Annotated in this window: 26 protein-coding genes; 14 read left to right on the top strand and 12 right to left on the bottom strand. The window is 70.4% G+C overall.

What is annotated here, in order from left to right; translation table 11 throughout:
* The first annotated feature begins 3 nt into the window (after positions 1 to 3).
* From RWS82_RS10545 to RWS82_RS10525, 5 genes are all read left to right on the top strand, one after another.
* Positions 4 to 306, top strand: a complete 303-nt coding sequence (locus RWS82_RS10545; RefSeq protein ID WP_314649844.1) for a YciI-like protein — start codon at positions 4 to 6, stop codon at positions 304 to 306.
* A 175-nt stretch (positions 307 to 481) separates the two neighbouring features.
* A complete protein-coding gene (locus RWS82_RS10540) occupies positions 482 to 1,294 on the top strand; it encodes a CPBP family intramembrane glutamic endopeptidase (RefSeq protein ID WP_314649841.1) in 813 nt (270 codons plus the stop codon).
* Positions 1,295 to 1,373: 79 nt separating this feature from the next.
* Complete coding sequence (locus RWS82_RS10535; RefSeq protein WP_314649839.1) at positions 1,374 to 1,742, top strand: nuclear transport factor 2 family protein; 369 nt, start codon at positions 1,374 to 1,376, stop codon at positions 1,740 to 1,742.
* A gap of 164 nt (positions 1,743 to 1,906) precedes the next feature.
* Entirely contained in the window at positions 1,907 to 2,953 is a 1,047-nt protein-coding gene (locus RWS82_RS10530) for an NAD(P)-dependent alcohol dehydrogenase (protein WP_314649836.1), read from the top strand.
* Between the two features lie 281 nt (positions 2,954 to 3,234).
* Positions 3,235 to 3,663, top strand: a complete 429-nt coding sequence (locus tag RWS82_RS10525; RefSeq protein ID WP_314649833.1) for a GNAT family N-acetyltransferase — start codon at positions 3,235 to 3,237, stop codon at positions 3,661 to 3,663.
* A 16-nt stretch (positions 3,664 to 3,679) separates the two neighbouring features.
* Here RWS82_RS10525 and RWS82_RS10520 read toward each other — a convergent pair whose 3' ends face one another.
* Positions 3,680 to 3,976 (bottom strand): hypothetical protein, encoded by a 297-nt coding sequence (locus tag RWS82_RS10520; protein ID WP_314649830.1) that lies wholly within the window; start codon positions 3,974 to 3,976, stop codon positions 3,680 to 3,682.
* Between the two features lie 88 nt (positions 3,977 to 4,064).
* A complete protein-coding gene (locus tag RWS82_RS10515; RefSeq protein ID WP_314649827.1) occupies positions 4,065 to 4,586 on the bottom strand; it encodes a putative immunity protein in 522 nt (173 codons plus the stop codon).
* 108 nt (positions 4,587 to 4,694) lie between these two features.
* Between RWS82_RS10515 and RWS82_RS10510 the strand changes: the two genes are divergently transcribed.
* Genes RWS82_RS10510 through RWS82_RS10500 form a run of 3 tightly spaced genes read left to right on the top strand, consistent with a single transcriptional unit; the run spans position 4,695 to position 8,535 of the window.
* A complete protein-coding gene (locus RWS82_RS10510) occupies positions 4,695 to 5,594 on the top strand; it encodes an SDR family oxidoreductase (protein ID WP_314649826.1) in 900 nt (299 codons plus the stop codon).
* Positions 5,591 to 6,991, top strand: a complete 1,401-nt coding sequence (locus RWS82_RS10505) for an alpha/beta fold hydrolase (RefSeq protein ID WP_314649823.1) — start codon at positions 5,591 to 5,593, stop codon at positions 6,989 to 6,991. Before RWS82_RS10510 ends, RWS82_RS10505 begins: the two co-directional genes overlap by 4 nt.
* Positions 6,988 to 8,535, top strand: coding sequence for a GMC family oxidoreductase (locus tag RWS82_RS10500; protein ID WP_314649821.1), 1,548 nt, complete (start codon positions 6,988 to 6,990; stop codon positions 8,533 to 8,535). Before RWS82_RS10505 ends, RWS82_RS10500 begins: the two co-directional genes overlap by 4 nt.
* A 59-nt stretch (positions 8,536 to 8,594) precedes the next feature.
* Here the strand turns inward: RWS82_RS10500 and RWS82_RS10495 are convergent, their stop codons facing one another.
* From RWS82_RS10495 to RWS82_RS10485, 3 genes are read right to left on the bottom strand one after another with little or no spacing between them, the layout of a single operon-like run.
* Complete coding sequence (locus RWS82_RS10495; RefSeq protein ID WP_314649818.1) at positions 8,595 to 9,110, bottom strand: hypothetical protein; 516 nt, start codon at positions 9,108 to 9,110, stop codon at positions 8,595 to 8,597.
* Between the two features lie 28 nt (positions 9,111 to 9,138).
* Positions 9,139 to 9,369 carry a hexameric tyrosine-coordinated heme protein gene (locus RWS82_RS10490; protein ID WP_314649817.1) on the bottom strand — a complete coding sequence of 77 codons (231 nt, stop codon included), beginning with the start codon at positions 9,367 to 9,369 and terminating at the stop codon, positions 9,139 to 9,141.
* A gap of 12 nt (positions 9,370 to 9,381) precedes the next feature.
* Complete coding sequence (locus RWS82_RS10485) at positions 9,382 to 9,927, bottom strand: peroxidase-related enzyme (RefSeq protein ID WP_314649814.1); 546 nt, start codon at positions 9,925 to 9,927, stop codon at positions 9,382 to 9,384.
* A gap of 120 nt (positions 9,928 to 10,047) precedes the next feature.
* On the opposite strand from RWS82_RS10485, the gene RWS82_RS10480 reads away from it, so the two are divergent.
* Positions 10,048 to 10,899: an AraC family transcriptional regulator gene (locus RWS82_RS10480; protein WP_314649812.1), complete on the top strand. Its 852-nt coding sequence runs from the start codon at positions 10,048 to 10,050 to the stop codon at positions 10,897 to 10,899.
* A 7-nt stretch (positions 10,900 to 10,906) separates the two neighbouring features.
* Here RWS82_RS10480 and RWS82_RS10475 read toward each other — a convergent pair whose 3' ends face one another.
* Complete coding sequence (locus RWS82_RS10475; RefSeq protein ID WP_314649810.1) at positions 10,907 to 11,491, bottom strand: XRE family transcriptional regulator; 585 nt, start codon at positions 11,489 to 11,491, stop codon at positions 10,907 to 10,909.
* A 77-nt stretch (positions 11,492 to 11,568) separates the two neighbouring features.
* Between RWS82_RS10475 and RWS82_RS10470 the strand changes: the two genes are divergently transcribed.
* The 3 genes from RWS82_RS10470 (at position 11,569) to RWS82_RS10460 (ending at position 14,380) form a co-directional block, all read left to right on the top strand.
* On the top strand, positions 11,569 to 12,561 hold the full coding sequence (locus RWS82_RS10470) for an NAD(P)/FAD-dependent oxidoreductase (protein WP_314649808.1): 993 nt from the start codon (positions 11,569 to 11,571) through the stop codon (positions 12,559 to 12,561).
* A gap of 43 nt (positions 12,562 to 12,604) precedes the next feature.
* Complete coding sequence (locus RWS82_RS10465; protein WP_314650634.1) at positions 12,605 to 13,249, top strand: class I SAM-dependent methyltransferase; 645 nt, start codon at positions 12,605 to 12,607, stop codon at positions 13,247 to 13,249.
* Positions 13,250 to 13,315: 66 nt separating this feature from the next.
* Positions 13,316 to 14,380: a hypothetical protein gene (locus RWS82_RS10460; protein WP_314649806.1), complete on the top strand. Its 1,065-nt coding sequence runs from the start codon at positions 13,316 to 13,318 to the stop codon at positions 14,378 to 14,380.
* 25 nt (positions 14,381 to 14,405) lie between these two features.
* On the opposite strand, the gene RWS82_RS10455 is transcribed toward RWS82_RS10460, so the two are convergent.
* The 6 genes from RWS82_RS10455 to RWS82_RS10430 all read right to left on the bottom strand — a co-directional run bounded on the left by RWS82_RS10455 (position 14,406) and on the right by RWS82_RS10430 (position 19,780).
* A complete protein-coding gene (locus RWS82_RS10455; RefSeq protein WP_314649804.1) occupies positions 14,406 to 14,708 on the bottom strand; it encodes a hypothetical protein in 303 nt (100 codons plus the stop codon).
* The gene (locus RWS82_RS10450; RefSeq protein ID WP_314649801.1) at positions 14,708 to 15,667 is read right to left on the bottom strand and encodes a DUF2510 domain-containing protein; all 960 of its coding nucleotides are present in this window, start codon (positions 15,665 to 15,667) and stop codon (positions 14,708 to 14,710) included. Before RWS82_RS10450 ends, RWS82_RS10455 begins: the two co-directional genes overlap by 1 nt.
* A 158-nt stretch (positions 15,668 to 15,825) precedes the next feature.
* A complete protein-coding gene (locus tag RWS82_RS10445; RefSeq protein ID WP_314649797.1) occupies positions 15,826 to 17,526 on the bottom strand; it encodes a long-chain-fatty-acid--CoA ligase in 1,701 nt (566 codons plus the stop codon).
* A 47-nt stretch (positions 17,527 to 17,573) separates the two neighbouring features.
* Positions 17,574 to 18,815, bottom strand: a complete 1,242-nt coding sequence (locus tag RWS82_RS10440) for a Fic family protein (RefSeq protein ID WP_314649794.1) — start codon at positions 18,813 to 18,815, stop codon at positions 17,574 to 17,576.
* 115 nt (positions 18,816 to 18,930) lie between these two features.
* The gene (locus RWS82_RS10435) at positions 18,931 to 19,362 is read right to left on the bottom strand and encodes a cytotoxic translational repressor of toxin-antitoxin stability system (protein ID WP_314649791.1); all 432 of its coding nucleotides are present in this window, start codon (positions 19,360 to 19,362) and stop codon (positions 18,931 to 18,933) included.
* Entirely contained in the window at positions 19,355 to 19,780 is a 426-nt protein-coding gene (locus tag RWS82_RS10430; protein WP_314649789.1) for a type II toxin-antitoxin system prevent-host-death family antitoxin, read from the bottom strand. The genes RWS82_RS10435 and RWS82_RS10430 overlap by 8 nt, the downstream gene beginning before the upstream one ends.
* 166 nt (positions 19,781 to 19,946) lie before the next feature.
* Between RWS82_RS10430 and RWS82_RS10425 the strand changes: the two genes are divergently transcribed.
* Positions 19,947 to 21,665, top strand: a complete 1,719-nt coding sequence (locus RWS82_RS10425; protein WP_314649787.1) for an MDR family MFS transporter — start codon at positions 19,947 to 19,949, stop codon at positions 21,663 to 21,665.
* A gap of 1 nt (position 21,666) precedes the next feature.
* On the top strand, positions 21,667 to 22,122 hold the full coding sequence (locus RWS82_RS10420) for a MarR family transcriptional regulator (RefSeq protein WP_314649784.1): 456 nt from the start codon (positions 21,667 to 21,669) through the stop codon (positions 22,120 to 22,122).
* Positions 22,123 to 22,147: the final 25 nt, after the last annotated feature.

Here is a 22,147-nt window from a genome sequence, read left to right as displayed (position 1 = left end):
CGGATGCACGCGATCCTGGAATACACCTACGTCGACGACTACTTCGACCGGCGCGATGCGCTGCGGCCCGCCCACCTCGAGAAAGCGTGGGCCGCGGTGGAGCGGGGTGACCTGCTGCTCGGGGGCGCTGTGGGCGTCGGGCCTTTCACCGCGTTGTTGATCTTCACCGGTGAGGACCCGCTGAACGCAGCTCGCGCGTTCGCGGAAGCCGACCCGTACGTCACGGGCGGACTCGTCGTGTCGTGGGAGGCGAAGCCGTGGACGACAGTCGTCGGCACCGGAGCAGCTACTCCGGTGCATCCGTAGCCTGACGTCGAGCGCGGCACTTCGCGTCTGACGGGATTCCACACGCGCGAGCGTCTGACCGCCCCGCACCGACTCCCATGAGACAGTCGTCGGCGCCTGTCACTAGCTAGCACACTCGTGCTAGCTTCGGGTGATGAGTCCACGGGTCCCTGTCAGAGCGCGTCTTTCGCGGATCGTGGTCATCGCAGGAGCGGCCACCGCCTGCGTCTCCCTGGCCCTGTTGCTCGTGGGGCGACCGGGAGGGGTGACGCTCTCTCGCGATGCGGGCGCACCCGCGGTCCCCCTGCTGTGGGCGATCGGTCCCGCCCTCGTCGGCATCACGATCGCTCTCACGCTCTCGCACCGGCGACCGCGCCTCGTCGCACGCACGCTCTCTCGAGGCAGACTCACGGCGACCATCCTGATCCTCGGCGCGCTGGCGGTGCTCTTCCCTGTTGTCGCGTCAGGGATGAACGGAGAGGACTACGTCCTGACCAAGGCGGTTCTGCTCATCGTGGCGCCGCTGATCGCCGTCGCCCTCATCAGGGGATCGGTCACCATCGACGTCGAACGGGTGGCCTGGCGATGGTGGGCCCCGGGCATCGCGATTCTCGTCTGGGCGGTTCTCCGCAGCCTCGTCAGCTCGTCGCCCGACTACAGCGAGGTGGATGCCATCACTCTGCTGATCGCCGCGACCGCCACGGCGGTCACCGCGGGCTTCGGCGAGGAACTCTTCTATCGCCGCCTCCTGCAGACGCGACTCGAGGCGCCTCTCAGTCCCTGGGCGGGAGTGACCGTCGCCAGCGCAGCATTCGCTCTCATGCATCTGGGTAGCCATGCGACAGGCGACCTTCTGTTCGACGCCGCGTCGGTGATCGTCGTGCAGGGAAGCTTCGGCCTTCTCATGGGAGTGATCTGGATGCGGTTCCGCAACTTCACCGCGATCGTCACGGCTCACGTCCTCGCGAACGGATGGCCGGACATCGTCTGGCACGTAATCAGCCGGTGAGACGTGCATGCACCCGCGATCCGGTCGGTTCGAGCAGCGCCACCGTCCCGCCCTTTGACGACTGCGATTGGATGGTCGTATGAGCGCCCTCACCGACTACATCGAAGCGTGGAAGACGAACGAGGCGGAGCGGATCGTTGCGACCGTCACCGACGACGTCGTGATCACCGAGAGCTTCGGCCCCGTGTACGACGGTCGCGAGCGCGTCAGGGAGTGGTGCGAAAAGTGGAATGCCGATGGGTCGCGCGTTCTGGATTGGGTAATCACGAACGAGTTCGAAGCCGGTGACCGGATCGTCGCCGAGTGGCGGTTCGAATACCGTCAGGCGGGCGAGGAGCGCACCTTCCTGGGCGCCACCATCGCCACGGCCCGCGACGGCAAGATCGCCGCGCTGCGGGAGTACGCGATCACCCACGATCTGTACACCTGGCAAGGCGAGTGGCGGTAGGCCGTCACGTGCTCCCGAGCGAAGGGGCTGCCGGCGGCCGCTCGTCAAGGCCCACCGCTCGATTCGCTCCGTCCGATCTCGGGCGGATACTGGAAGGGACGGTTTCGAGAGCCCCCGCCTCCGCGCCGCGCGGCAGACCTCTCGGCGCCAGGAAGAAGAAGCACATGAAAGCCCTCCGTTACGTCGAGATCGGCAAGCCCCCGGTGGTCGTCGACATCCCGATTCCTCAGCCCGGCCCCGGTCAGGTGCTGCTCAAGATCACGGCGGGCGGTGTCTGCCACTCCGACGACTACGTCATGGGTCTGCCCGAGAAGGACTACCTCGAGCAGGGGTACCCGCTGCCGCTGACCCTCGGTCACGAGGGCGCGGGCATCGTGCACGAGATCGGCGAGGGCGTCGACTCATCGCTGAAGGTCGGGGATGCCGTCGCCGTCTACGGGCCGTGGGGATGCGGTCGCTGCCACAACTGCTCCATGGGCAAGGAGAACTACTGCACGAACGCCGCGGCCGAGGGCATCCGCCCTCCCGGGCTGGGCAGCCAGGGGTCGATGGCCGAGTACATGATCGTCGATGACGCCCGCCACCTCGTGCCGCTCGGCGACCTCGACCCGGTGCAGAACGTGTCGCTCACGGATGCCGGTCTCACCCCGTACCACGCGATCAAGAATTCGCTGCCGAAGCTCGGCGCCGGCACGTTCGCCGTCGTCATCGGCACCGGCGGGCTCGGTCACGTCGGCATCCAGATCCTCAAGGCCATCTCGGGCGCCACCGTCATCGCCCTCGACGTGAACGACGAGAAGCTGAAACTCGCCACCGAGGTCGGCGCCGACCACGCCCTCATCAGCGACGCCGACGCTGCCGACAAGATCCGCGAGATCACGGGTGGACTCGGCGCGAACGCCGTGTTCGACTTCGTCGGCGCGAACCCGACCATCGCCCTCGCGCAGAGCGTCGCGGCACTCGAAGCCGACATCACGATCGTCGGCATCGGCGGCGGCAGCATGACGCTCGGCTTCGGCTCGATCGCCTACGACGCCGCCGTGCGCATCCCGTACTGGGGATCGCGCGCCGAGCTGATCGAGGTGCTCGACCTCGCCCGCGCCGGCAAGATCCACGTGCAGACCGAGACGTACTCGCTCGACGACGGCCCGCAGGCCTACGAGGATCTCGCGTCGAACAGCATCCGCGGTCGCGCCGTCATCGTTCCCTGACGTCGGCACGGCCCCACGCGAACGCCCGGGAGGAGTCACCTCCCGGGCGTTCCGTCTTCCCCGGGGTCTGCGGGGTGGTGTCGGGCGCCGCTCCGCCGCACGCGCCCCCGGCGACGGGCAGCGTCTCGGAACGGTCGACTCCGTCGAGCGGCGGGAGCACCCCGCATCCGCTCAGCACGAGCGCGCTCGAGGCTCAACGGTAGCCCGGCGGACATGCGGCGCGAGCGGCGGCCGCGCCTCGTCGGACGCATGCTCATGCCGGCGCCGATAGGCTCGCCGACGTGCAGCTCTCCCTCGTGCCCCCGACCGCCACCGAGTTTCGCGACCTCTACCAGCAGACGGGATGGCGTGACGTCTCGCTCGAGACGTGCGAAGCCGCGCTGGCGGGAACGTGGCTCGCGTGCACGGCCCGTGACGAGAACGGCACCGTCGTCGGCATGGGGCGCCTCATCAGCGACGGCGTGCTGCACGCCTTCGTGACGGAGATGCTCGTTGCCGAGAGCGCACGCGGCGGCGGGCTGGGTGCGCAGATCATTCGGATGCTGGTGACCGCGGCGAGGGAGCGCGGCGTCGACGACATCCAGCTCTTCGCCGCGCGCGGCCGGGCGGCCTTCTACGAGCGCAACGGTTTCCGTCGTCGGCCCGACGATGCCCCGGGCATGGACCTCACGGATGGCGACGAGGGAACGGCGCCCACCGACGCGGCGTGACGCGACGCGATGACGGTTAGTCGCCGACCGCATCCGTTCCCGTCGCGCGAGACCGGCGATCGCCGCGACGCACCCCCATGAGGAACGCGAGGGCGATGAGACCGAGGCCGAGCACCGCGGCTCCCATGACGGCCGTGCGGGTGAGGATCACGACGTTTCCTTCCGGCGAGAACGTCGCGCTGGATTCCGGCTGGTACGCGAACCAGCCGAACGACACCGGGGTGAGCACGCCGACGATCGTCATGAGGAGGCCGGCACCCACGAGCACGGCGGCGAGCGTCCAGGCGATGAGGGTCGCGCGTCGAGAGGTCATGTTCCGACGCTATCGCCCGCGGTGCGGCGACGGGTGACCGCGGAGCTCGGAACTCGATCGAGGGTCGCCCGTCGCGGCGAGCATCCGATCACCGGTCGCGGATGGCCGTGTCGAGTGCCTGCATGAGCTGCGCGAGACGCGAACTCCCGGTCGGCGCAGGAGGGTATCGGCGCAGGACGTCGGGCACCGGGTCGGTCGCCAGAGCGACCAGGTCGTCGAGGGCGCTCGCGTCGTCGACCCCGGAGGTCAACTCCGCCACCCGGGCGGCGCAGGCAGCGCTGCGCAGGATGTGGCCCACCTGCGTGGCTCGCGCGATCGGATGCAGGTAGGCAGCCCCTGCCGCATCCCCGCAGGCCAGCGCGGCGAGCTGTGCGGTCTCGGTCTCGACCTCTTTCGCGGCACGGTGCGCGGCGAAGGCCGTCGTCCGCTGCAGCTGGGAACGGGCGCCGCCTGAGGCGAAGACGCGAGCCGCGTCGACCGCGGCGCGCGGCCGCGAATCGAGTGGCGCGGCGGCCTCGAACACCGGCAGCACGCGCTCCGCACAGGCGGCGGCGAAGCGGACGACCGCCCGCAGCTCGTCATCCGTCAGTTCGAAGTCGCCCGATCCCATCCCGCCATTCTCCTGCCGCAGCGATCTATGCGTGAGCATGCTTTTGCACTTAGCGCGGTCGAAAGCAAGGCCTCGTCCCAGATTTTCGTCTGACTTAGCGTGAAACGCATGCCGCAGCGCGATCAGTACGAGCCGACCAACCCCCTCACCCAGTACGACCGCGTGGAGCCGCCGGTCCAGCATCAGCCCGAGCCGGGCGTGCAGGCCCGCATGACGCCGGTGCCCGATCTCGGTGAGGCGACCTACCGCGGCACCGGCCGACTCGATGGGCGCCGCGCGCTCATCACGGGCGGCGACTCGGGAATCGGCGCCGCCGCCGCGATCGCATTCGCCCGCGAGGGTGCCGATGTCGTCATCGCGCACCTGCCGGGCGAGGAGGAGGACGCCGAGCACGTGCTCGCGCTCATCGCGGATGCCGGGCGCCGGGGCCGCGCGATCATCGCCGACATCTCCGACCCCGCGCAGTGCCGTCGTCTGGTGTCGGAGGCGGCGGACTTCCTCGGGGGCCTCGACGTGCTCGTGAACAACGCGGGCAAGCAGATCGCGGTCGACCGGGTCGAAGACCTCAGCGACGAGCAGTTCGAGCAGACGTTCCGCACCAACGTGTTCGCGAACTTCTGGATCACCAAGGCGGCGCTCGCGCACCTCGGCGAGGGGGCGAGCATCATCAACACCGCGTCGCTCGAGGCGTACAAGCCCTCGCCCGACCGTCTCGACTACGCGGCGACGAAGGCCGCGATCAACAACCTGTCGAAGGGGCTCGCGCTGCAGCTCGCGCCGCGCGGAATCCGCGTCAACGTCGTCGCGCCGGGGCCGGTGTGGACGGCGCTGCAGGTGTCGGGCGGAGTGTCGGACGAGCAGATGTCGGCGTTCGACGACGAGAACACGTATCAGCGCGCCGGGCAGCCGGCGGAGCTCGCCCCGGCCTACGTCTTCCTCGCCTCGGCGGAATCGGGGTACGTCTCGGGCGAGACCCTCAACGTCAACGGTGGCATGGTCACCCCGTGACCGCCCACGACTGCACGGTCTTCGTTCTTCCCGGTCTCGGTCTCGATCGTTCCGCCGCGCGCGCCATCGCGGGCGAACTCGACTCGCGTTTCCGCGTGGTCTCGGTCGAGCTGCCCGGTCACGGCGATGCGGCCGACGCCCCGCACGGTTCGGTCGAGGCGCAGGTCGACGCCGCGGCGTCCGTGATCGAGGCGCACGCCGACGGGGGCCCGTGGCTGCTGTGCGCGCACAGCATGGGCGGCAAGGTCGCCGCGCGCCTGGCGGCACGCGTCCGCGACGGCGAGCTGCCGACCTTCGGTCTGCTCGGCATGGTGCTGCTGGCGCCGTCGCCGCCGACGCCCGAGCCGATGCCCGACGAGAAGCGCCGCGAGATGCTGTCGTGGGTGGCCGACGGCCCGATCGCCGAGGCGGATGCCCGCACCTTCGTGGATGACAACCTCGGGGCTCCGCTGCCTCCGACGACGGAGCAGGCCGTGCTCGATGCCGTGCAGGCCGTGTCGCCGGTCGCCTGGCGCCGGTGGCTGGAGCAGGGGAGCCGCGAAGACGTGGCGGACGCGGTGGGCGTGCTCGATCTGCCGTGCGTGGTGCTCGCCGGCGACGACGACGACCAGCTCGGGGCAGCGGCTCAGCCCGCTCTCCTGGCGGACGTCTACCCCCGGGCACGCTTCGTCGCCCTGGAGCAGGCGGGTCATCTGCTGCCGTACGAGCGCTCGGCCGAGGTCGGCCAGGCGATCGAGCAGCTGTGGGACGAGATCGTCGCGCATAGTGCGCGGGTGCCCGCCGAGTGGGGACGGCTGCTCTCGTCGCCGCGCACGACCGACCGCGTGCGCCGCACCCTCTCGCGTCGTGCGCTCCCCGACGACCCCGCGTACCGGCCGCGCACGCTGAGCCCCGCGCAGCTCGACCTGCTGCGCGAGATCGCCGACCGTCTCGTACCGCAGCCCGACGGCAGCCGCATCGACGTCGCGGCACGGGTCGATGCTGACCTCGCGGCGGGCGGTGGCGACGGATGGCGGCCCGCGGGCGCGCTCTCCGACGACGAGGCGTATCGCGTCGGACTCGACGACCTCGCCCGCGGTTGGCCGGTGAGTGCGAAGGAGCAGGATGCCCTCATCGCCGCGGTCGCTGCCGGGAAGGGCGTCGAGGGTGGACGCATCCCGCCCGACGATCTGCGCCGCTGGTTCGAGGACCTGCGTGTCGACGTAGTGCGGGAGTGGCTTTGCCACCCGGCGTCACTGGCCCGGATCGGGTACGACGGGTTCGCCACGGGGGCGGAGGACCTCGCGTTCGCCGGGTTCGAGACCCTGCGGGCGGATGCGCGTGACGCGTGGGAGCCGTCGGAGCTGGGCGAACCGGTGACCGAGGATGACCTGATCGACGAGGGGGAGGCCGCGTGAACCTCGACGGCATGAAGACCTACGACCACTCCGACGAGGTCGACGTCGTCGTGGTGGGAACCGGGGCCGGCGGGGCGCCGTTGCTCGCCCGCCTCGCCGAGCGCGGTCTGCGGGTGGTGGCGATCGAGGCGGGGCCGAACCACGACCCTGCCGAGTACACGCCCGACGAGATCGACGCGACCGCGATCAACTGGATGTCGAGCCGCTTCAGCGGCGGAGAGGCCCCGACGGCGTTCGGGCCCAACAACAGCGGATTCGGCGTCGGCGGGGGCACCGTGCATTGGGGTGCGTTCACGCCTCGACCGGATGCCCGCGACCTGCGCCTGCGCACCGAGACGGGTCTCGGCGCCGATTGGCCGGTCGACCATGACGAACTCACCCGCTACGTGGCCGAGGTCGAGAAATACATCGGCGTCTCCGGCCCGACCCCGTACCCGTGGGACCCCTCCCGCACCTACCTCACGCCGCCCCCGCAGCGGAACGCGGCCGCCGACATCATGGCCAGGGGTGCGGCGGCTCTCGGCATCCGCGCCACCGACGGACCGACGGCGATCCTCACCCGCGACCGCGATCAGCCGCACCACGGGCGGCGGCACGCGACGACCAATGTGGGGTCGATCCATCAGGGCGAACGGCACGGGGCGAAGGCGACGACCGCCATCACTTACCTGCCGGCTGCCGTCGCGCATGGCGCGGAGATCCGGCCGGATGCCGTCGTGCACACGATCGAGCGCGATGCGACCGGGCGCGTGACCGCGGTCGTGTACCGGGAGGACGAGAAGGACCACCGCCAGCGCTGCGCGGCCCTGGTGCTGGCCGGTGGCGGCATCGAGACGCCGCGCCTCCTGCTGCACAACGGTCTCGCCAACTCCAGCGGTCAGGTGGGCCGCAACTTCCTCGCGCACGGCGCGGTGCAGGTGTGGGGTCGCTTCCACGAGCAGATCCGCGGGTACCGCGGCTACCCCTCGGCGCTCATCACCGAGGATTTCGTGCGCCCGCGCGACGCCGACTTCGCGGGCGGCTACCTGCTGCAGAGCCTCGGCGTCATGCCCTTCACCTACGCCACCTCACTCGTGCGCGGCGGCGGCCTCTGGGGTGCCGAGCTGATGGACGAGCTGCAGGCGGGGCGCTACGGCGCCGGCATCGGGATGAACGCCGAATGCCTGCCCTCCGACGCGAACCGCGTGGAGCTCTCGGACGAGGAGGACGAGTGGGGTCTGCCGCGCGCGACGATCTCGTTCACGCCCGGAGACAACGAGAAGGCGATCGACGCCCACGCCATCGACGTGATGACGCGCATCCTCGAGGCGGCGGGAGCGACGCGCACGCGGGTGCTCGCGCGCACCGCGCACACCCTCGGCACCTGCCGCATGAGCGACGACCCCGGCGAGGGTGTGGTGGATGCCGACGGCCGATCGCACGACATCGACAATCTCTGGGTGTGCGACAACTCGACCTATCCCAGCGCGCTGACCGCCAACCCGGGTCTCACGCAGATGGCCCTCTCGCTGCGCACCGCCGATCGGATGCTCGCCGCGCGGTAGCCGGGGCCGGTTCGTGGCGTGCGATCAGATGTGGAGGTCGAGGTGCCACCGGCCCCAGATCACTCGATGCGACGACCGCCCCAGCAGTCGTTCCAGTAGGCGGCGTCGGCGCTCGTCGTGCGCACGATCTCGTCCGGGCGGGGAGGCGCCGGCCAGAGCTGAAGGACGTACCAGTCGACGAGGGCGTCGGCGGTCTCCTGCGCGTGACCGGCGTCCCGCCCCCGGGCGCTGACTCTCACCCGATACCGACCCGCGGGAATGTCGAGCGAGCCACTGGGATCACCGGCCCACCCCTCGAACCGGACCGGCCCCTCACCGACGGAGAACGACACCTCGACGATGTCTTCGGCGTCATCGAGCGGGGGCGCGGCCTCGTGCAGCTCGACCCGCACGGACGATCCACCGGACCGGCGCCCCAGGACGACGTGCACCGCGCCGTCCACGCCGGCGCCGACCCAGCCGTTGATCTGGTCGGCGAAGAACCGATCCACATCGCCGTCGAAACCCGTGTCACCCTGCAACAGAGTGAATTGGCCGTAGTCGGTGCGGATGACGTCGTCCAGCAGTGTGATCATCCGGTCATGGTAGCGACGAGCATCCGGGTCACGCCCGCCAGTAGCCGTTCGCCGCCGCGACGGTCTGGAAGTTCGTCGCGACCACGTGCGAGATCGCGATGAGGGCGTCGAAGTCGTCGGCGTAGGCCGCGCGCACGCGTTCGCGCACCTCGGCAGACGGCTGGGTGAGCTTCACCGCGGTGCGGGAGAGCTTGACGGCGAGCGCGTAGCCCTCTTCGGGCGTCGGAGTGAGGAGGGTGGGAAGCCAGGAATCGGACATGGGATGCCTCCGTCAGCTCGCTCGGCGCAGCGGGATGCGGGGGAAGTCGACCGGCACGTCGAGGGCGATGTTGACGTAGTTCGTGAACAGGTTCAGCGCGACCTGTCCGATGGTCTCGACGATCTGCTCGTCGTTCCACCCCTGGTCGCGCACCGCCTGCACGTCGGCGGCGGCGAGCTGGCCGCGGTCGTTCACGAGCTTCAGGGCGAAGGCGAGCAATGCCGCCGTGCGGGGGTCGTCGGAGTCACCGTCCTGTGCGGCGGCCAGGGCCTCACGGCTCAGGCCGGCCTTCTTGCCGAGCGCCGTGTGCGCGGCGAGGCAGTAGTCGCAGGAGTTGCGGTTGGCGACGGCGACCGCGATCTGCTCACCGAGCGCGGCACCGAGCGTTCCGCCGCCGAAGGCCCCGAACGACCCCCACATGCTCGCGAGCGCGGCCGGGGAGTTCGCGACCGCGCGGAACATCGCCGGCACGGTGCCGAACGCCGCGGCGATCTGATCGAGGTTGTCCTTCACGGCGCCGGTGGCGTCGGTGCGGTCGATGAGGGGGACGTTGGCCATGGGATGCTCCTTGTTCTCGGCGGCCGGAGGATCGGCCGTGCTTCCATCCTGACCACCGAGGCTGGACGATACGCACCTCTGGGTCTTGACTTCTTGACACATCGTCCAGAGACTGGCCACATGCCCCCTGTCGATCGCCTGACCCCGCTGCTCGACCGCTTTCACTTGCGCACGCGGCTGTTTCACAGCGGACCGCTGTGCGGGGCGACCACCTTCCCCGCCGACATCGGCCGTGGCTTCCTGCACGTGCTGCGAGAGGGCGAGCTCGACATGGCGGTGACGCGCGACGACGGCTCCACCGAGCGCATCGCGGTCACCGAACCGAGTCTGATCTTCTTCCCTCGGCCCACCGCCCACGTCTTCTTCAATCCGCCCACCGAGGAATCGCGGTTCGCGTGCGCGACCGTCGACTTCGACGGCGGTGCCACGCATCCGCTCGTGCAAGGTCTCCCGCCGGTCGTCGTGCTGCCGCTCGACGAGATCGCCGCCCTGCGTCCCGCGCTCGACCTGCTGTTCGCCGAGGTCGACAACGTGCGGTGCGGGCATCCGCTGCTGGCCGATCGCCTGTTCGAGGTCGTGCTCATCCACGTGCTGCGGTGGATGCTCGACCATCCCACCCGTCTGCCTCTGCCGCCCGGTCTGCTCCCCGGCCTCTCCGACGAGCGTCTCGCGCGGGCGCTCGTCGCCGTGCACCAGGAGCCCGGCGGCGCGTGGACGTTGCAGACCATGGCGGCAGCGGCCACGATGTCGCGCAGCGCCTTCGCGCAACGGTTCAGAGACGTGGTCGGCACGACGCCCGTCGACTACCTGACCGAGTGGCGGCTCACGATCGCGCAGGAGCAGCTGCGCGCCGGCGTCGCCGTCGGCACGATCGCCGCGGAACTCGGGTACGCCAGCGCGTCGGCCTTCTCGCGCGCCTTCGCCCAGCGCCTCGGGCGCTCACCGCGGGCGTGGCTCGCGCTCGCCGCGTAGGCCGCGGTCAGTCGCCCTTCGTCGCCGGGCGGGCGCGCAGGTGGATGCGCTTGCCCTCCTTGCTGAAGATCGACAGGATCTCGGTCGGGCGTGTGCCGACCGCCCCCAGCCAGTGCGGGATGCGGGTGTCGAACTCGGCGGCCTCTCCGGGGCCGAGAGTCACGTCCTGCTCGCCGAGCACGAGGCGCAAGCGACCCGAGAGCACGTAGAGCCACTCCTGGCCGTCGTGCACCTTGAGCTGCGGTGATGTCGTCGCGCCGGCGGGGTTCGCCGGGAACGTGACCTTGTAGGTCTGCACGGGGCTCGTCTCGGGCGACAGTGTCTCGAAGAGCACGTCGTCGGTGCGCCGAGTGGTGCGCACGACGCGCGGGTCGGGCGCCTTGCGGGGCACGATGTCGTCGAGCTCCAGGCGGAGCGCACGGGCGATCGGCACGACCAGCTCCAGGTTCGGTGCCCGCTTGCCGGCCTCGAGCCGAGACAGCGTGCTCGACGAGATGCCGGTCGCCTCGGAGAGGTCGGCGAGGGTCATGCTGCGCTTCTCGCGCCAACTCTTCAGACGAGGGCCGACGAGGGCGACCGAGGCATCGGGCATCCGTCTCTCCTTCGATCGAGCTTGCCATTTCGGCATGGATATTTGCTGCAACTGTAGCACCGGAGCATCCTGTCGATATGCCTCACGACACCGACACCTCCACCCCCATCCTCGACCGCGAGCACTGGGACGTCATCATCCTCGGCGGGGGAGCGGCCGGCCTCAGCGCCGCCCTCATCCTCGCTCGCGCCCGCCGCCGCGTGCTCGTGCTCGACACCCGCGAGCCGCGCAACCGCTTCGCCCCGCACATGCACGGGGTGCTGAGTCGCGACGGATACTCGCCGCTCGACCTCGTCGCCGACGGGCGCCGCGAGGTGCGGGCCGTCGACGGCGTGATCGCGGATGCCCGTGCGGTCGAAGCCCGCGCCATCGACGATGGCTTCGAGATCGTGACCGACGACGGCACGCGCCTGACCGGCCGGCGCCTCCTCGTCACGACCGGGGTGCGCGACACGCTCCCCGACATCCCCGGGCTCGCCGACCAGTGGGGGCGCGGCGTGGTGGCGTGCCCGTACTGCGACGGCTACGAGGCATCCGGTCGTGCCATCGGCGTGCTGCTCGGGTCGGCCGCCGGGGTGCACAAGGCGCACATGCTGCGGTCGTACTCCGACGACATCACCGTGTTCACCGCGCTGGCCGATCCGGTCGCCGAGTCCGAGCGCCGCGTGCTCGCACAGCGCGGCATCCGCATCGACGACCGCCCCGTGATCGGCGTCGAGACCGACGATGACCGCCTCACCGGCCTCCGGCTCGCCGACGGCGCGGTCGCCACCGTCGACGTCGTGTTCGCGGAGCCGACGATGGTCGCGCTCGACGACGTACTGCAGCAGCTCGGCGCGGAGCGGGCCGACGGGCCGATGGGATCGTGGACCGCCGTCGACGCTTTCGGTCGCACGAGCGTTCCCGGCGTCTGGGCAGCCGGCACCTCGGCGAATCCGGGTGCGCTCGTGCCGATCGCGATGGGGACCGGAGCGACCGCCGGCCTGACCATCAACGGCGAGATGGTCGCCGAGGAGGTCGCCGCCGCGGCCGTCGAGGCCACGCACGACACGGACGGGGTGGCCGCATGAGCCGCACGGACGGACGGGGCGCCCCGCGCCCGACGAGCATCCGATCGAACCCGCCGAGTTCTGGGAGCAGCGCTACCGCACGCACCGCGACGAGCGCGGCCAGGTGTGGAGCGGGCGCGTCAACCCCGCGGTCGAACGCGAAGCGGCCGACCTCACTCCCGGTAGCGCGCTCGAGTTGGGCAGCGGCGAGGGCGGAGACGCCCTGTGGTTGGCGGAACAGGGCTGGTCCGTCACCGCTCTCGACATCTCTCCCACCGCGCTCGCCGTCGGGGCCGCGCAGGCCGCCGCCCGTGGCGTCGCCGACCGCATCGCGTGGATGCAGGCCGACCTCGTCACGTGGCGACCCGACACGGAGTACGACCTCGTCGCCTCGGCGTTCTTCCACTCGCCCTTCGACTTCCCGCGGAAGGAGATCCTGCGGCGGGCCACACGCGCCGTCGCGCCCGGCGGAACGCTTCTGATCGTCGGGCACGGCACGCCGCTTCCCGGGTTGGAGCATGATCACGGTCGGCAGCACGCGGAATCCGGCCCGCCCCTGCCCGACCCCGACGAGGTGCTCGCCGACCTCGAGCTGCCGGCCGACTGGGTGGTCGAGCGGAACGCGGTCGTGTCCCGAGAGGCGGCCCTGCCCGACGGCACCACGATCGAGGTCTCCGACACCGTCGTGCGGGTGCGCCGCCCCGCCTGAGTCGAGGACTCGGGTGGACCGGGAGAGCCTGAGCCGATGAGGGAGCCGCTGGTAGAAAAGAGACCTATGGATGCCCCGGCGCTGACCTTCGACGACACGGCCCTGCGCGCACCGGTCGACGCGACCCGGGCACGCGCGGAGGCGAGCTCGCTGCGGCGACGTGCAGGAGGCCGGGTCGGCGAGGTCGCCGGCCTCGGGTGGGTCGTGGTGCAGAGCGTCGTGCTCGTCGCGGGCCTCGGCATCCTCGTCGCGCTCGCCGTGCTGGTGGTGCAGATGATCTTCGGCGCCTACGGAGCGAACGTGCTCACCATCGTGATCGCGGTGCTCATCGTGCTGCCGTTCGCGATCATCCGGGCGCGGGGAGTGATGGCGTCGCGTCGCGCGACGGAGGCCGCGTGGTACGGCCTCACCCGGTTCGCCGCGGCCAACGGGCTGACCTTCCAGCTCATCGAGCCCGACCCGCAGGGTGCCGCCGCGATCTATCGGGTCGGCAAGCACCGAGTGGCCACCGACATCATCGACCGACCGGGAGCGCAGGGGCCGACGGTCTCGTCGTACGCGTTCGACACCTTCGTTGGCCGCACCCGCATGCCCCACGCGCACACGGTGGTGCGGTTCGGCCTGTCGTCGCGGCTGCCGTCGTTTGTCATCGCGACGAAGACGCGGGGCCTCGTGGCTCGCGCCTGGGAGGATGCCCCGTGGTGGCACACCCTTCCGATCGATGCATCCTTCGACGAACGATTCGAGGTGCGGTGCGCACCGCGCGATGCCGACGCGGTGCGGGGCATCCTGACTCCGCTGGTGCGGCGGGCGCTCGCGCTCGCCGCGTACGCCGACATCGAGGTCACCGGCACGGAGGTCTTCGTGGTCACCCGGAGCGCGGTGCCGACCGCTGATCCGGCGTTCTGGAAGTGGGTCGGCGAGCTCGCCGGCATGGTACGGCTGCTCGACGGCGCGCCCGAGCCGGCCGCGGAACCGGCGATCGGGACGGGGGACGACGCGCGATCGCACCTCGACGCCCTCTTCACGTCTCCGCCCGTCGCGAAGACCGCCGCTGTCGGATGCCTCGTGCCGCTGCTGATCGGCCTCACCGCTGCAGCGGTGCTCACGGTGCTCGGCGTCGCGTCGTAACCGGGCCCGGCCGGCGCGACCGGCGTCAGCCGAGCCACTCCCGCAGGTCGGAGATGACCTCTTCGCGGCTCACGCCGGTCGCCTCGGCGAGCAGCTGCACCAGCCGCATGATCGTGACGGTGCTGCCGCCGACCAGGTTCGACAGGTCGAGCGTCACCTCGTCGCGCTCGTTCACGAGCACGCGGTACGCCCCCTCGATGTCGTTGAGGCGCTGCACGGCGAGATCCATCGCGGCACTGTTGTCCGGCCGGTCGACGTCGAACGCCGACACCGCGTCGAGGATCACGTTCGCCGACTCCCGCCCGGCCTCCGGCATGCGCGGAGGCATCAGTACCCCGCGACCCGCGGCGGCTCGTTCGGCGGGAAGAGCAGCCGCACCTGCGTGGCCATCATGGCGGCGATGAGCCCGCCGGCCCCGGCGAACACGACGCCGCCCACGGCGAGGGTCCAGCCGATCGGCGTCCACAGGTCATCGGTGCCCTGCAGGGAGCCGACGACGATGCCGATGATGCCGGCGACCACGACAGCCGCGGCCAGCACGAAGATGCCGACGATCATCCGACGCATCATCGTGCGGGTCTTCTCGGAGTGGAAGGTCGGCCGGATGCCGAAGCGGGCGTGCGTGTACTGACTCCACCGGGTGCCCGTCCACCAGCGGGTCGTGCTGGCGGTGATGGGGTACCACCCCGCGCCCGCACCTTCCTGCTCACCCGGGAGGGGACGGAAGACGTCGAGCATCAGCGGCGCGGAGGTCGGCGCCGGAATGCGCACGATGGCGGTCGTCTGGGCGGCGATCGCGAACCAGAGAACGGCGAGGAGCAGCGTGGGCACCGCGGAGAACGACACCGAGGGCGACATCAGGGCGAGGGAGAGCTGGGTGCCTCCGAGCATGAGGAACACCACTCCCAGCACCCAGGCGAAGCCCACCTGCTCGACGTTCGCCCAGTCGGTGCCGGGAACCCCGTCTTTGGTGCGCATCGCGGTCCACTTCGTGCCATCCCACCAGCGGGCGGGGCCGGCGGGCGTCTGGTACCAACCGGGCTGCGTCGTGGGGGAGGCGGGCGCGGATGCGGGTGCTGGTGTCGGCGCGGGCACGGATGCAGGTGCCGGTGCCGGTGCGGGCACGGATGCCGGTGCGGCGGATACGGGTGAGGTGGCCGGCGCCGACGCTGCGGGCGCCGCGACCGCGGCGGGAGCATCCGCCTCGTGGGCCGTCCACTGCTGGCCGTCCCACCAGCGCACGCGCCCCGGCGTGCCCGCGTCGTACCATCCCGGTGCTGCGTTCATGTCTTCGGCCCTCCGCTTCGACGTGCGTCGTCCGCGCACGCGTCGAGCGCGGCGCGGTTCCCCTGACGACGAGTCTGGCGCATCGCGGCCCCGGCCGCGGGACACACCGCCGCGAGCCTTGGCGACGGGTCGCGACGAGCCGCGACGGGTCGCGACGATCAGCGGCGTGCGAGCAGCTGGTCGCGCACCTCGCGGCGCAGCACCTTGCCGATGAGCGAGCGGGGCAGGTCGTCGACGAGCACGATGCGCCGCGGCACCTTGTAGGGGGTGAGGCGGGTGCGGCAGAAGTCGCGCAGCGCCTCGGCATCCTGCGCGGCGCCCGGGCGGAGCACGACCGCCGCCGCGACCTCTTCGCCGCCGCTCTCGCGGGGAAGGCCCACGACCGCGGCCGACGCGACGTCGGGATGCGCCTGCAGGGCGTCTTCGACCTCGCTCGGCGAGACGTTGAACCCGCCCGTGATGATGAGCTCCTTCAGGCGGTCGACGATCGTCACGAACCCGTCGGCCGAGACCTCGGCGATGTCGCCCGACCGCAACCAGCCGCCCGGAAGCAGGGCCGCGGCGGTCTCGCCCGGCTTGTTCCAGTACCCCTGGAAGACCTGCGGGCCGCGGATGAGGAGCTCGCCCGGTTCTCCGGGCCCCACGTCGGTGGTGGGGTCGGCGGGGTCGACGATGCGGATGTCGGTGCTCGGGAACGGTACGCCGACCGTTCCGGGGCGCCGGGTGGGGCCGATCGGGTTGCCGAGTGCCACCGGGGAGGCCTCGGTCATGCCGTAGCCCTCGACGAGCAGACCGCCGGTCGCCTCCTCCCAGCGCTCGACGGTCGCGACGGGCAGGCTCATCGCGCCCGAGATCGCGAAGCGGACGGTCGAGAGGTCGAGCTTCCGACGGCCGGCCGCGCGGGCGAGCTGGTCGTAGATCGGGGGCACCGCGGGGAGGAACGTCGGCGGACTCGTGCGCGCGGCGTCGGTGACGAGGCCCAGGTCGAAGGTTGGGAAGAGCACGAGCTTCGCTCCGATGCTCATCGCGAACGTCAGGCACAGCGTCATGCCGTAGGCGTGGAAGAGGGGGAGCACCCCGTAGAAGGTCTCCTTTCCCTCGTCCAGACCCGGCACCCAGGCGCGGCCCTGCATCGCGTTGGCCCGCAGGTTGGCGTGGGTGAGGATCGCCCCCTTGGGAACGCCCGTCGTACCGCTCGTGTACTGCAGCAGCGCGACGTCGTCGAGCGCGGGCGAGGCGATGCGCCGGGGGAGTCGGCGCTGGTCGACCAGCTTCTTCCACGGCACGATGCCCCGGGCGCGGGGCGCGGCGGTGAGCTTCGCGCGCGACTCCCGCGCCTTCGGCACGGGCAGCCGCAGAAGCAGACGCTTCGAGAGCGGCATCGCCGCCACCAGGTCGACGCTGACGATGTGCTCGACGGCGAGGTCGTCGGGGAAACCCGCGATCGTGTCGACGGCCTTGTCCCAGACGATGGCGACGCGGGCGCCGTGGTCCTCGAACTGATGCCGCAGCTCGCGGGCCGTGTAGAGCGGGTTGTGCTCCACGACGATCGCCCCGAGCCGCAGCGCCGCGTAGAAGGCGACGACGTGCTGCGGGCAGTTCGGCAGCACCAGGGCGACGCGGTCGCCGTGCCCGACCCCGAGACGACGCAGCCCCTCGGCCGCCCGCTCGATCTGCTCGCCGAGGTCGTGGTAGCTGGTGACGGCGCCGAAGAACTCGAGCGCGGGCCGCCGGGCGAAACGCCGCACGCTCTCCGCCATCATCTCGGGGAGGGTCTGCGTCGGGGCGTCGATCTGAGCGGGAACGCCCTCCGCGTACGCGCTGAGCCACGGGCGGGAGTCGAGGGGAGCAGCATCCATAGGCTCATCCTGCCCGCCCCGGCTGTGTACCGGCCCTGCGGCGGGCCTCAGCCGGTCGATGCGGTCATGCGGCGAATCTGTTCGGCGTATCCGTCGAGGACGCCGAGGATCCCTCGGTGCTGCCACACGCGGTTGCGTCCGCGCCCGGTCGTCTCGGTGAGGACCCCGCGTTCTGTGAGCGCATCGAGTGCGCGCCATACCGTCATCTCGCTCAGGTCCATCGTCCGGGTCAGGTACGAGGTGTTCACCGCGGGCTGACCGATGAGCACGGGCAGAATCCTCCAGGCCGCGGCATCCGAGCGGATGCCCCGCATCGATTCCCGCGAGTCGCGGAGTTGAGCGACGAGGTCGTCGACGAGGCGCGTACCGGTGCTGGCCGCGATGCGGCTGGCCGACGCGAACTCGCGCACGATCGGTCCGGCGTCTCCGGCGCGGAACGCGGTGAGAGCGGCGAAATAGCGCTTCGTGTGTACGAGCAGGCCTGCGGAGATCGGCACGGCCGTCGACCCGACGAGACCCTTGTTGCGCAAGATCGACTGCGCGAGTGCTCGACCGGTGCGTCCGTTCCCGTCGACGAACGGGTGGACGGTCTCGAACTGAGCGTGGGCGACAGCGACCTGCGCCAATACGGGAAGGTCCTGCCGTCCGACGAATGCGATCAGATCTCCGATGGCGTCGGGGATGCGGTCATGACGGGGCGCGACGAACTCGGCCGCGCGGGGGCCGGCGTCGCCGGGTCCGATCCACACCTGCTCCCGCCGGTAGCGACCGGCTTCGTGCGCGAGCGTCGGGTGATGTCGCAGCAGCGCAGCGTGCATCTTCAGGTTGGTGTCTGTGGAGATGTCGGCCGCGAGCGCGCGCGCCGCCTCCATCGCCCGCACGTTACCGATGACGGTGAGTGCGTTGGCCTTGTCCCCCTCGTCGATCTCGGCCAGGGCGAGCTGCTTCGCGGAGGTCGTGAGCTGCTCGATCTGAGAGCTCGACGCCGACTCGGTGCGAAGGAGAATCGCCGACATGGGCCCGAGCGCGGGGTTGTCGGTACCGAGCATCCTCTGCGCGTGCTCATCGAAGCCGACCAGCTGGCGGGTGGCATCTTCGATGTCAGCGGCGTCGGTGTGCGAGATGGCGGGAGTCCAGTCCGAGATGACCGCGGGGATGGTCGCTTCGTACGGGCCGGTCTGCCGTCGTACCTCTGCCCGGGAGTAAAGCTCGGGCGCGCGCGGCGTCCATTCCACGGGCTCCGTCGTCACGGCGTCGATCGGGATTCGCACCGCGGGAGGTGTGGCCATGCCGACAGCTTACTAACACTTGTTTGATTAAGTGTTACTTAGCGGCGGTCTTCCCTGCAGGACCGTGACTCGCCCGCCCCGGCTGTGTACCGGCCCTGCGGCGGGCGTCAGCCGGTCAGTCGTTGGAGAGGAGGTCGGCGTGCAGTCGGGCAGCCTGCGCCGCGTCAAGGGCGAGGATCTGCTCCTCATCCACGCCGAGACGACTCAGCTCCCGGACAAGATACAGCGGCACTGCTTTCCGAGGAGCGGCCGCCTCGGGGGCGCCGCGGTCGGGGAGTATGCCGTCGCGGGCGCACGCCCAGAACTCGTCCGCCGTGACGTCGAGCTGCTCACGCAGGATGTGCGACCACATGCGTGCCGAGTAATCGGTGCGGTCGACGGGCCGAGAGATACGGGTGCGCAGGATTCGCCCGTCCCACAGCTCCAGCTCGAAGGTCTTGTGGTGTCTGACCGGTTTGCCCGTCGAGCCGCGTACGAGGCGCCACTTCTCGACGGTGCAGAAGTCCTCGTGGTCCTCGCGGGTCGGGACGGGATGCTTCTCACTCACCGCCGCGCTCGAACCATTCCAGGAGCTGCTCGTCCGAGGAGAGCTTGACGAGCTGGACGAGTCCCCAGTTGTCTCGGTGGTTCGGCGCGTTCTGGAGCCGCGCCTCCCAGTCCTCGGCGTATTCGCGGAGGGACAGCGCGAGGTCGGCGAGCGCGTCATCGACGGAGCACCCCTCCGACACGAACGGTCGGCCCGACATGAGAGCGAGCACACGGCCGTCTTCGCGGGCGATCTCGACGCGCGGCGACACCGCGCGGAAGAAGAAGAGGCGGAGGCGATCTGCAGGCATGACCACCGATACCTGCCCGTCGCGGGAGACGGTGACGGATCGGCCGTGCTCGGTCGCGTCGAGTACCTCCTTGAAGTGCGCTCGGGCGCTCGAGTAACTGGGGTAGTCGATGACCGCCTGCTGGCTCATGGGGTCTCCTCGGGTCGGTGCTTCGGACTCCAGCGTACGGTACGTACGTCACGTACGCATCGCCTTCCGTGATGCGCCACCGGTTGCTCGCGGTCAACAGTTGCACTTTCGCAACTAACGGTCTATAGTTGACACTTATCAACTTCCTACTCAGGAGCATCCACACGTGACAACGCATTCCTCCCCTCCCGCGGCCGAAGCCACGCGCTCGGCCCGCGAGGTGTTCACCGCCATCTCCGGCCTCGTCGTCGGCATGTTCGTCGCCGTGCTCTCGGGCACGGTCGTGTCGACCTCGATGCCGGTCATCATCGCCGACCTCGGCGGCACGCAGTCCCAGTACACCTGGGTCATCACCGCGAGCCTGCTCGCCACCGCCGTCTCGACCCCGATCTGGGGCAAGCTCGCCGACCTCGTCGATCGCAAGATCCTCGTGCAGATCTCACTCATCCTCTTCACCGTCGGCACCGTGATCGCGGGCTTCTCGACCGACACGAACATGCTCATCGCGGTGCGCGTCGTGCAGGGCATCGGCGTCGGCGGCCTCATGTCGCTCGTCATGATCGCCGTCGCGCTGATCATCTCGCCTCGCGAGCGCGGCAAGTACATGGGCGTCGTCGGCGGCATCATGGCCCTCGGCACCATCGGCGGCCCGCTGCTCGGCGGACTCCTCACCGACGTGTGGGGCTGGCGCTCGAACTTCTTCGTCGGGGTTCCGTTCGCGATCCTCGCCCTCGTGCTGCTCCAGTTCACCCTGCACCTGCCCAAGCCGCAGCGCGACCGCAAGGTGTCGATCGACTACTTCGGCATCGTGCTGCTCGCCGTCGGCGTCTCGAGCCTGCTCATCTGGGTCTCGATGGGCGGCAACCAGTTCGAGTGGGACTCCTCGACGAGCATCATGCTGGCCGTGCTCGCCGGCGTCGCGATCGCCGGGTTCATCGCGGTCGAGTTCTTCGTCAAGGAACCGATCGTCCCGATGTCGCTGTTCCGCAACCGCACCTTCACCCTCTCGGTGATCGCGTCGATCGCCATCGGCGTCTCGATGTTCGCGACCTCGGTGTTCCTCGCCCAGTACTTCCAGCTGGCTCGCGGTGCCACGCCGACCGAGTCGGGCCTCATGACCATCCCCATGATCATCGGCCAGATGGGCGCGTCGATCATCATCGGACAGCTCGTCAGCCGGTTCGGCAAGTGGAAGAGCTGGATGCTCGTCGGATCGGTGCTCGCCACCGTCGGCGTCAGCCTCATGTCGACCCTGCGCTACGACACCCCGTTCCCGCTCGTCGCGACCTACATGTTCGTGCTCGGCGCCGGCCTCGGCATGGTGATGCAGAACCTCACCCTGATCGTGCAGAACGACACGGCCCCGCAGCAGCTCGGTGCAGCGTCGTCGAACGTCAACTTCTTCCGCACGATCGCCGGCACCATCGGCGTGACGATCATGGGGTCGCTGCTGTCGAGCAGCGTCGCCACCTACGTCAAGGACGGTCTGGAGGGCTTCGTGCCCACCTCGCAGGACGAGGTCGACGCTCTGCAGCACCTGGGCTCGGGCGACGTTCCGAAGGTCGGCCAGCTGCCCGAGACGGTGCGCTCGATCGTCGAGAGCGCGTACGGCCACGGCATCGCGGATGCCTTCATCATCGCCATCCCGCTCGCCGTGATCGCGGTCATCGCCATCGCGTTCATCAAGAACAAGCCGCTGTCGACCAAGAACGCCGCGGAGCAGATGCGCGAGCAGGCCGAGGACTCCGCCATCGAGGTGGCCGAGGCCGAGGTCGGCGCGTCGCTGCACACCGGTTCGATCCGCACCCACGGTGCGGACGGCGTCTCGACATCGACCGGTTCGGTCACGGTTCTCGAACGCGAGGATCGGGAGACGGGGCGCTGAGGTGACTGCCTCGCAGACGGCGGCATCGCCCGAGGTCGACAGCGCGCTGGCCGACCTGCAGACGCACCTGAACCTCATCTTCGCCCGCACGCGGACGCTGTGGAAGGAGTCGGCTGCGCGGATCGACCCCGAGCTGCAGGTCGGCGGATACAAACTGCTGACGTTCATCGATCGGGCCGGCACGGCGAGCGCTCACGAGCTCGCCGACCGGTTCGAGATGGACAAGTCGGTCATCAGCCGGCAGGTGCGGATGCTCGAGGAGCTGGGGCTTCTCGAGTCCCGCCCCGATGAGCGCGACGGGCGGTTGCGGGTGCTCACCCCGACCGCGCAGGCCTGCTCGGCGCTCGCCGAGCTGCGGCGCGATCACAGCATCCGTCTGCGGGAAGTCGTCGAGGAGTTGACGCCCGACGAGATCGCTGCGGCCTCGAAGGTGTTCCGTCTGCTCGCGGAGGTCTGAGACCCCCTTCCGTCGAAGCCCCGCC

This window comes from uncultured Microbacterium sp. (genome assembly GCF_963528945.1).
In the GTDB taxonomy this organism is placed as follows: domain Bacteria; phylum Actinomycetota; class Actinomycetes; order Actinomycetales; family Microbacteriaceae; genus Microbacterium.
Note: the sequence above shows the minus strand (reverse complement) of the source record. Positions and strands in the feature narration are given on the sequence as shown.